General features: G+C 59.0%; 9 protein-coding genes. 7 read left to right on the plus strand and 2 right to left on the minus strand.

Going from position 1 to position 9230, the window contains the following annotated elements; all coding sequences use genetic code 11:
* On the plus strand, positions 1-425 hold a 425-nt coding region (locus tag WA354_RS11000), incomplete at its 5' end, for a hypothetical protein (RefSeq protein WP_472813057.1).
* Positions 426-609: 184 nt separating this feature from the next.
* Here WA354_RS11000 and WA354_RS11005 read toward each other — a convergent pair.
* Together WA354_RS11005 and WA354_RS11010 are read right to left on the minus strand one after the other, a co-directional pair.
* The gene (locus WA354_RS11005; RefSeq protein ID WP_472813058.1) at positions 610-1155 is read right to left on the minus strand and encodes a bactofilin family protein; all 546 of its coding nucleotides are present in this window, start codon (positions 1153-1155) and stop codon (positions 610-612) included.
* An 875-nt stretch (positions 1156-2030) separates the two neighbouring features.
* Positions 2031-2549 carry a hypothetical protein gene (locus WA354_RS11010; RefSeq protein ID WP_472813059.1) on the minus strand — a complete coding sequence of 173 codons (519 nt, stop codon included), beginning with the start codon at positions 2547-2549 and terminating at the stop codon, positions 2031-2033.
* Positions 2550-2708: 159 nt separating this feature from the next.
* Here WA354_RS11010 and larE point away from each other — a divergent pair, with 159 nt between their 5' ends.
* From larE to WA354_RS11040, 6 genes are all read left to right on the plus strand, one after another.
* On the plus strand, positions 2709-3575 hold the full coding sequence (gene larE / locus WA354_RS11015) for an ATP-dependent sacrificial sulfur transferase LarE (RefSeq protein ID WP_472813060.1): 867 nt from the start codon (positions 2709-2711) through the stop codon (positions 3573-3575).
* A 16-nt stretch (positions 3576-3591) separates the two neighbouring features.
* Complete coding sequence (gene larC, locus WA354_RS11020; RefSeq protein WP_472813061.1) at positions 3592-4959, plus strand: nickel pincer cofactor biosynthesis protein LarC; 1368 nt, start codon at positions 3592-3594, stop codon at positions 4957-4959.
* The gene (gene larB / locus WA354_RS11025) at positions 4959-5708 is read left to right on the plus strand and encodes a nickel pincer cofactor biosynthesis protein LarB (protein WP_472813062.1); all 750 of its coding nucleotides are present in this window, start codon (positions 4959-4961) and stop codon (positions 5706-5708) included. Before larC ends, larB begins: the two co-directional genes overlap by 1 nt.
* Before the next feature lie 260 nt (positions 5709-5968).
* Positions 5969-7609, plus strand: coding sequence for a 4Fe-4S binding protein (locus WA354_RS11030; protein WP_472813063.1), 1641 nt, complete (start codon positions 5969-5971; stop codon positions 7607-7609).
* A 16-nt stretch (positions 7610-7625) separates the two neighbouring features.
* Positions 7626-8120: a DUF6599 family protein gene (locus WA354_RS11035; protein ID WP_472813064.1), complete on the plus strand. Its 495-nt coding sequence runs from the start codon at positions 7626-7628 to the stop codon at positions 8118-8120.
* A gap of 46 nt (positions 8121-8166) precedes the next feature.
* Positions 8167-9174: a DUF362 domain-containing protein gene (locus WA354_RS11040; protein WP_472813065.1), complete on the plus strand. Its 1008-nt coding sequence runs from the start codon at positions 8167-8169 to the stop codon at positions 9172-9174.
* The last annotated feature ends 56 nt before the right edge of the window (positions 9175-9230 follow it).

Below are 9230 nucleotides of genomic sequence, written 5' to 3' on the forward strand. Positions count from 1 at the left end.
CCACTGAAGCCCGCTTCCGCAATCACTTGAAGAAGATCAAGCCCGAGGCGGCGGAAAAGCTCCTCCATCTCGACAACATGCTGGTGCGCATCACGCAGCAGGATGTGGTCTATCGCCGCTACCTCGACCCGTCGCACCGCTCCTTCATTCCCGACTTCGGCGTCTCCATCAAGTACGAAGAGAACGGAAAAATCGAGTACCGCGCCCTCTCCCGCCAGCTAGTCATGTTCTGCGTAGAACGTCGCAAGTCGTGGCGCATGCTGCAGTCCAAAGCCGGCGTCATCAACAAGGAATACATCGCACAGAAGGCGCTCCTGGCAGAAGTGGACGCAGGCAAGATCTCAAAGGATGAGTTCTTCGCCCACGCACATGAGATGCTGGCAGAGAAGCTGGGAACAGCAACCCCCGTCCTCGCCAAGGCATAACGTCCCTGAAAGGGCACGGCTCGGGTCACCCTCTGGGCCGCGTGTCGAAGATCAACAAGAAATAATTTCGAAGAAAAGAACGCGGACCGCAAGGTCCGCGTTCTGCTTTTTCACCATCCAAAGACCCTGTCATTCCGACTAAGCGCAGCGAGCGGAGGAATCTGCAGTTGCTCTTCTTCCGCCCCTACGACGCAATCTCCTCGGCCAGTTCCGTCACCGGGAAGCTCACCACGCTCCCGCGCTCGAGTTCCGCTTCTTCCTGCCCGTTGTCCGCATGTAGATCCTCGCGCGCCTCGGCTCTCTCTTTCTTGCTGGGCTTGTGCACGTCGACGGAACCACTCAGAACTGCACCCTCTTCTATATAGATGCGACGCGTTGCCAGATTTCCAATGAGGGAACCGTCGCTGCGAATCTCGACGCGCTCGCCGCCTTCGAGGTTGCCGCAAACGTCGCCCATGATCACGACCTCGCGCGCAGAGATGTCGGCCTTCACTCTGCCCTCTTTCCCGATGGTGACCCGGTGCTCCGGCGCGTTGATCGAGCCTTCGACGATTCCATACACGTAAACGGGATCGGAAGCCACAATCTCGCCCTTGATCATGATCGACTTTCCAATCATGGAGTACTGATTCGCTCCGGAGGAGATCACGCGGGGCGCGGGGATCTCGGGGAGGGATGAGGTCGATGGTTCAACAGAGTTGGAATTGGCTGACTGCGTGGACGTCCCCATAGGTTCCTGGTCCTTTCATCTCTCGTATGAAACAGCGGGCTCGGCAGGCTCCCATAAACCGAATTCGGATCACGCAAATCTTTCGTTGGCACACAAATCGCGCGGGTCCGTGTCCCGGCATCCGTGTACTGGTGTCCGAGTATTTGGCAAATCTTGAAAATACCCGAGCCTGAAGAGTTCCACGATTGTACCCATCCAGCATCTGCATCCGAACATTACGTGAGTATCGCCGCGGGATGAGACCTTCGCGAGCCCACGCGGCGCGGCCCCGCTATGGAGCCAGAAAGCGCGTTCGCAGACACTCTCATGCGATGGATCCGCGATGCACGGGGGCCAGTTTCCGCATGCGGTTGCTCAGCACACCGATGGTCTGCTTCTGGTCGAGCGCCTATTGCGGAGTAATATGCAACCAAACGGTTGCGGCAGGGGACCCCCCACCCATACTCTGCAGAGAAGTTCTTTTTTTTCAGCGAGCTACAGCAGGCTAATGGCGCTAGAGTCCTCTGCCGGTTAACGTTACGCGCAGAATTGTCTGAAGAAAGGACTTAGGACGTCATGCGCAAGGATTTGGTCGACTTTTGGCATCTTCAGGCAGCAGCTCCCATTTTGATTGTGTTCTGAGCTCTGAACCTGTGAGCTACGCGAGTCAACGCTGGAGCCATCGATGGCAATGATCTGACACAACTTCATTGTGGTCCATGGGCAGGAAATTACCTGCAAGTCGGGAGCAGGTCTTTTCGCTTTAGATTCAGGCGGTTGAAAAGAATCGAGGCAGGAAAGACTTGACCTCGCGCGCACGTATTTTTGTGTCCCCCAAAATGAAAACGCGAACCTCACGGCCCGCGTTCTCACACACTCGCCCGACGACTTGAAACCTACCGGGTAAACTTCACAAACTTGCGCCCCGCATAGAGCCGGAAGCCGCCCGCCGGGTCAGCCATGATCTGCAATGGCATCGGCCGCTTCAGAGCCTGGTCGGTGGACGTACCCACGGAGAAGATGTCGTGCGCGCCCACATCGGTGATCACAAACTTGTCCGCGACAAAACCCACACCGTAGACACCCGCGGGCAGGTTGTCGCTGCCTAACTTAAGCGGAACTTCGGTGATGAAGTACGCCTGGTACTTCGAAGCCACATCGCTCGAATAACCGCTCGTGTCGACCATCGTCGCCAGCAGATAGTAGCCGTCAGCGAACTTGATGCCGGCGGAGTTTCGAAGCTGTGTAGGCGCGGACTGGGCCTTGTAATACACGCTAGCCGGAAGCAGCTTTTGCGTGTCGGCTGGCTTGAGAACCGTATCGCCGCCCTGGGCCAATGTCCGGACAGGCGAAGCCATCACGGCCAAACCCAACACGGAAGCGCCCGCGAATTTCATGATTGTGTGAAAACGCATGATGGAGTCTCCTCTGAAATTGGAATCGTCCCGGAGTATACAGCATCCAGGTTTGGTCGGCCATCGGCCCACAGATTGAAGCCGCTCAAAGAGTTGAGAGGCGTCGCGGCATACGCACGGGGGCATCGCCGCATCCAACGTGAAAGGTATAATCGCACTGTGTCGACAACGCCGGACATCACGCTCGATTCCGCGGAGACAGCGGCGAAGCTGCGCGCACTCGAAAATCGGCTTCGAGCGCTCGGCAGCGTGATGGTTGCCTATTCGGGTGGCGTGGACTCGGCCTTCCTGGCGGCAACCGCGCACCGGGTTTTGGGGGACCGGATGCTGGCGGTACTGGCCGACTCGCCCAGCCTTGCCCGCCGCGATTTGGAGCAGGCCCAGGCGTTCGCCGAGGCTCAAGGCATTTCGCTTCGGGTGATTCAAACCGAAGAGCTGGACAAGCCGGAGTATCAGCGCAACGACGCGAACCGGTGCTTCCACTGCAAGACAGAGCTGTTTGAAGGCATGAAGAAGCTGGGCGCTGAGCTGGGATTCGCACAGATCGCCTACGGCATGAACGCCGACGACCGCCGCGACTACCGCCCTGGCCAGCGTGCCGCCGAAGAGCACGAGGTGCTGGCGCCTCTTGCCGAACTCGGGCTTACAAAACAGGAGATTCGAACGCTGGCGAAAGATGCAGGCTACACGCTTTGGGATCGCCCCGCTGCGCCATGTCTTTCGTCCCGCGTGGAGTATGGCCGCACCGTGACCCGCGAAGTGCTGGAGCAGGTGGAGCGCGGCGAAGAAAGCCTGCGGCAGTTGGGATTTCGCGAGTTTCGCGTTCGCCATCACGGAGAATTGGCACGTGTGGAGATTGCGCGGACCGAACTGGCGCGTGCTCTCTCGATAGAGATGATGGATAAGATTTCAACTGAGCTGCGAAAAGCGGGTTTTCAGTACGTGACTCTCGATTGCACAGGTTTTCGTTCCGGGTCGTTGAACGCATTGCTGCCGGCAGAAGTGCTGATGCGGCGCGGCGCATAGGTACAATTTCATTTCCATGCGAATCGGCTATTTGGAGTGCTTCTCCGGCATCAGCGGCGACATGCTGCTGGGCGCGCTTGTGGATGCGGGCGTGCCCTTTGCGCTGCTTGAAGAGGCAACCACCGCGCTGAATGTGGGCGCCCACCTGGAGATGCGCAAGGTGAGCCGCGGCGGGCTGGCAGGGACCAAGGTAGACGTCATCATTGAGAACGATGGTCCAGCCGCACACGATCATGCGCATGGCGAAGCGGGCCATTTTCACGAGCACGTTCATGCGGAGCCGGCGCATTCGCATTCGCACGCAGATGAGCATGGCTCTGGACACACGCATTCCCACGAGCACCGGCATGCGGATGGGACGGTTCACACGCACGATCACGAGCATGAGCACGTGCATCAGCCTCATCGATCCCTTTCCACCATCCTCGGAATTATTGATCAAGCGCCAATCTCCGATGCGGTGAAGGCGCATGCAAGTCACGCGTTTCAGTTGCTTGGCGAGGCGGAGGCTCGGATTCATTCCATGCCCGTCGAGAAGGTGCATTTCCACGAAGTGGGCGCGGTCGACACGATTATCGATATTGTCTGCAGCGCGGTTGGATGTGCGCACCTGGGCGTCGATCGCTGGCTGGCATCGCCACTGAACGTTGGGAGCGGAACTGTGGAATGCGCCCACGGGACTTTGCCGGTGCCAGCGCCAGCCACATTGGCCCTGCTGGGGGACGCGCCGGTATATGCAGCCGGTCCGCCAATGGAACGCGTGACGCCCACGAGCGCCGCGATTCTCCGCATGCTTAATGTGGAGTATGCGTCGCTGCCGACGATGCGCGTCTCAGCCTCGGGATACGGGGCCGGTGGCCGCGATACACCCGGCCAGCCCAACCTGCTGCGTCTGCTGGTGGGCGAAGAGGCTGACCAGCACTCTGCTACCGAACCTATCGCGATCCTGGAAACAGTGATCGACGATTCAAGCCCGCAGTTGATCGCCTATGTAAGCGAGATCCTGCTCGAAGCCGGCGCGTGGGACGTGTACCGCATTCCCGTGCAGATGAAGAAGGGCCGCACAGGCGTGCAGTTGACGGTGCTGTGTCATCCCGATAAGGTTCCTGCTTTGCGCGATCTCGTGTTCCGCGAGACCACTACGATCGGCATGCATTGGCGCATCGAAAACAAGGTATCGTTGGCGCGTGAGTTCAAGGAAGTGCAAACGGACTGGGGTCCGGTTCGCATGAAAATTGCGCGGTGGCCTTCCGGTGAAATTGCAAATGCCGCTCCGGAGTATGAAGATTGTCGCCGGATCGCGGCCGCGCGTTCCGTTCCGCTCAAACAGGTGACTGAACAAGCAAAGCGGATGTTTGCCGCCCGCATCGAGGAGGAACGCTGATGGATCGCTCGCAAATTGAAGCGCTGCTCCGGGAAGTCGAAGCGAAACGTACTTCCGTTCCCGACGCACTTGAGCGACTCAAGGATCTTCCCTTTGAAGACCTGGGCTTTGCCAAGCTCGATCATCACCGGGCGCTGCGCACAGGAATGCCCGAGGTGATCTTTGCTGCCGGCAAGACCTCTGACCAGGTGGCACGAATCTTCATGCACATGGCCAAAGCGGGGGGCAACGTGCTGGCCACGCGCGCATCGCGGGAGTGCTTCGATGGGGTACTCAAGGCCGAGCCGCGCGCGACGTACCATGAGACAGCGCGCGCCATCACGCTGGAGCAGACCAGGGCCCCCGTCGGCCGCGGAACCATTTGCGTGGTTTGCGCCGGCACAAGCGATTTGCCGGTCGCCGAAGAAGCCGCTGTGACTACGCGCCTGATGGGAAACACCACGGAGTTGATCGCCGATGTGGGTGTCGCCGGAATTCACCGGCTGCTGGCGCAGAAACAATCCCTCCAAACTGCGCGAGTGCTTATCGTCTGCGCCGGAATGGAAGGCGCGCTGCCAACCGTAGTGGCAGGACTGGTGAATGCGCCGGTGCTGGCTGTGCCCACCAGCATTGGCTATGGCGCATCGTTCGGCGGGGTTGCGGCACTGCTGGGCATGCTGAACACCTGTTCACCCAATGTGTCGGTGGTCAACATCGACAACGGGTTCGGCGCAGCCTGCATCGCCTCCCTTATCAATCACATGGATTAGAGCGCGAACTAAACGAGCTATTTAGTTCGCAAGTTCAATTCTTTGCATATTTCCCGTCATTTGTTGCAACTGGCTGAGCTTGAATCCGCTCAAAGTGATGACTATCACTGTGCGACGAAACCCTGTACGCCAATGATTCCTATGTAGTCTCGTTCGCCCGCCCGGCGCGATCGCCAGCTTGCTGGACGCGCCACCGGCGCAGACGCCGTTGGCGCAGTTGCCCGTTGGCATAATCGCTCACCGGCGCATAGGGGAAGTTCGTGGCGCATTCCAGATTGCCGCTGTTGCGCAGGATCTCACAGATCTTCTTTCTGCTCGTGTTTCTTGCGCTTCTGATCTTCACATCGATGCGTCCCGCTTCGGCGAGTTCGGGCGACATCCATATGCGCGCGCCGGTGCGCATGTTTTTCGTGCTCGATCCGCTGGTTGCAATCACCAACGCGCTTGCTACGCATGCCTTGTATCGCGGCCTCCTTTGGAGCCTCGTGATTCTGCTGCCGACACTTTTTCTCGGGCGCTTCTTTTGTGGCTGGATCTGTCCCATGGGAACGCTGCAACACTTCGTTGGCAACATGCACTCCGAAGGCAAGCGGGGCAAGCAACGGATCGAATCGAATCGTTACAAGCGTTGGCAGACGATCAAATATGTTGTGCTGATCGCGGGCCTGGTGGCCGCTTTTTTCGGTTCCATGGTGATCGGCACGCTTGACCCGTTCAGCTTGCTGGTTCGCTCAGCAGGGCTGGCGTTGCTGCCGGCATTCAACTTCGCCACGCGGGCAATCCTTGTGCCGATGGAGCACAGTCACGTCTCCACAATCCGGATAACCGGCGAATCGTTGCACACGATCTTCCAGGCCACTATTCTCGACTTCCGCCAGGCTCACTTCGCACAGAGTCTTGTGCTGGGCTTGTTGTTCCTCATAATCCTGTGGGCCAGCATGCGCGTCACACGCTTCTGGTGCCGTTCTCTTTGCCCCCTCGGTGCACTGCTGGGCGCAGTGTCACGCTGGTCAATTCTCGGTCTCCACAAGGACGCTTCGACATGCGATAAGTGCAGCCGCTGCCTGTTGAACTGCCAGGGCGGCGATGACCCCATTGGCGGAGCACCGTGGCGCAAGTCAGAGTGCCTGATGTGCATGAACTGTGTGGGTAGTTGTCCACATGGAAGCTTGCAGTTTCAGTTCTTCCGCAAGGAACACGAAGTTGCGTCGCCTGACCTTGGCCGCCGCCGCACCCTGACTGGCTTGGCCGTCGGAGCGGCCGCCGTTCCCCTGATGCGTGCCAACACAGGACTCGGCAAAAGCCGGCACGACAGGCTGCTGCGGCCACCGGGCGCTGTCGATGAAACGGACTTTCTTTCGCGCTGCATCCGCTGTGGCGAGTGCATGAAGGTCTGCCCGAACAATTCGCTCCAACCCACGTTGACTGAAGCCGGTCTCGAAGGCCTTTGGACTCCCACGCTGGTTCCGCGCATCGGCTACTGCGAACCCAGTTGCGTTCTTTGTTCCGAGGTATGCCCCACAGGCGCCATCTGGCAAATCACTCCGAAGGATAAGGGCTGGGTTGTAGGCGTGGGCGGCCGGCAGAATCAACCAGTTCGCCTGGGCACTGCGTTCTACGACCGTGGCCGCTGCCTGCCGTGGGCGCTCGCGACCGATTGCATCGTCTGCGAAGAGTGGTGCCCGGTTTCGCCGAAAGCTATCTACGTTGAAGAAGCTCAAGTGGTCGACTCGGCCGGGAACACGAAGACCGTGAAGCAGCCGCGTGTCGATCCCAGCCGATGCGTCGGGTGCGGCGCATGTGAGTACGCATGCCCGCTGCAGGAACACCCGGCTGTCTACGTCACCAGCATAGGTGAGAGCCGCTCACCCAGCAGCCAGATCCTGCTGAACAGAAGTTAGAAGGGGCTGAATAGTTATGAAGCATTTGAATTCGTTTTTGGTTGGACCCTTGGTGATTGTCTTGCTGGCAAGTGCCAGCGTCTCCGGATGCAGGAAGAAGACTGCGAATTCTTTCCCGGCGTCAGGGGCGGTTGCGGGCTGGGAGAAATCCAGCGAAACGCGAACCTTTGAGCCTAAGGATCTTTGGCAGTACATCGACGGGGATTCTGAACAGTACATTCAGGCCGGGGTGGTTTCGACTGCCACCTCCGACTACAAGTACCAGGGACAACTCGAGGCTGTGGTCGACGTGTACACCATGAGCGGACCCGATGGTGCGCAAACCATCCTCGAACGCGGACAGACGAAGGACGCGCAGAGCGTTGCTCTCGGCGACGAGGGACTGCAATATGCGCAGAGTGTGAACTTCCGCAAAGGGCGCTACCTGGTGCGCATCGTTGCATACGAATCATCCGCATCTACTCCGCAGGCGCTGATGGCGCTGGCGCATGGTGTCGAGGCAAACCTGTAAACCAGTACGGCGAGAGAAGGCCGCACGCACACTCGGGAGGAACGCAATGAAGAGCCGCCGCGATTTTCTGAAGGGCGCAGCTACGGGAGCAGTGATCCTGGGCGCAGAGAGCGGTCTTGGATTGACTCGCACGCTGGAGCCGCAGACAGATAAAGATAAAGCGACAGTGGTGATTGCACGCGATCCAGCATTGCACGGACCCGATGGGAAGCTGGATGAAAAACGTGTAGGCGAACTACTGGACCGGGCGATTACAGCTTACACCGGCCGTGCGAAGCCAGTGGATGCATGGAAGCGCATTGTTCTCGAAGGCGGCGCCAAGGACAAGGTGATCGGGCTCAAGACAAATGGACTTGGAGGCAAGGGCATTTCAACGCATGCGGTGCTTGTCTATGCGATCGCAGAACGTCTGCAGGCCGCCGGCGTGAAGCCCGGCAACATTCTCATCTGGGATCGCAATGCCCGCGATCTGCAGGCATGCGGACTAACGATCAGCACCGATCCCAGCCGCGTTCGCTGCTTCGGTTCAGACGTCTCAGGATTTGATGACGTGGTGGAGAAATGGGGATCATCCCATGCGCGCTTCTCAAAGATCCTGACGAGCGAATGTGCGATGGTCATCAACCTTCCCATTCTCAAGGATCACAGCATGTCCGGCGTTACCTTCGCCATGAAGAACATGTACGGCGTGGTCGAGCGCCCGCAGGATCTGCACGGCGGCGGTTGCAATCCGGGCGTCGCCGATCTCAACGCATTTCCGGTAATCCGGCAGAAGATCAAGCTGACCATTGGCGATGCGATGACCTCTGTATATGAAGGCGGCCCCGGGTTCAGGCCCGAGCATCTGTGGCAGCCGAATGCCCTGATCGTCGGCGAAGATCGCGTCGCAATGGACCAAATCGCATGGGGAATCCTCGATAAGAAACGCGCCGAAGTCGGGCTGAAAACGCTGGAAGCCGCCGGGCGGCCGCCTCGCTACATTGCCACTGCTGCCGATGCGACGCATGCACTGGGTGTGAACGATCCGCAGCGTATCAAGCTGATTGAAGTTTAAGCGAAGGAAGCCATGGCCGGTGAAAGCGAACAACTGCCGCAGCTGAAGTCTTCAGA

This window comes from Occallatibacter sp., assembly GCF_049802275.1.
GTDB lineage: Bacteria > Acidobacteriota > Terriglobia > Terriglobales > Acidobacteriaceae > Telmatobacter.

Excerpts from the sequence above, each read along its gene's own strand:
- WA354_RS11040 (WP_472813065.1), top strand. The coding sequence starts at position 8,167 with ATGAAGAGCCGCCGCGATTTTCTGAAGGGCGCAGCTACGGGAGCAGTG.
- WA354_RS11010 (WP_472813059.1), bottom strand. The coding sequence starts at position 2,549 with ATGCGTTTTCACACAATCATGAAATTCGCGGGCGCTTCCGTGTTGGGT.
- WA354_RS11005 (WP_472813058.1), bottom strand. The coding sequence starts at position 1,155 with ATGGGGACGTCCACGCAGTCAGCCAATTCCAACTCTGTTGAACCATCG.
- WA354_RS11035 (WP_472813064.1), top strand. The coding sequence starts at position 7,626 with ATGAAGCATTTGAATTCGTTTTTGGTTGGACCCTTGGTGATTGTCTTG.
- larB (WP_472813062.1), top strand. The coding sequence starts at position 4,959 with ATGGATCGCTCGCAAATTGAAGCGCTGCTCCGGGAAGTCGAAGCGAAA.
- larC (WP_472813061.1), top strand. The coding sequence starts at position 3,592 with ATGCGAATCGGCTATTTGGAGTGCTTCTCCGGCATCAGCGGCGACATG.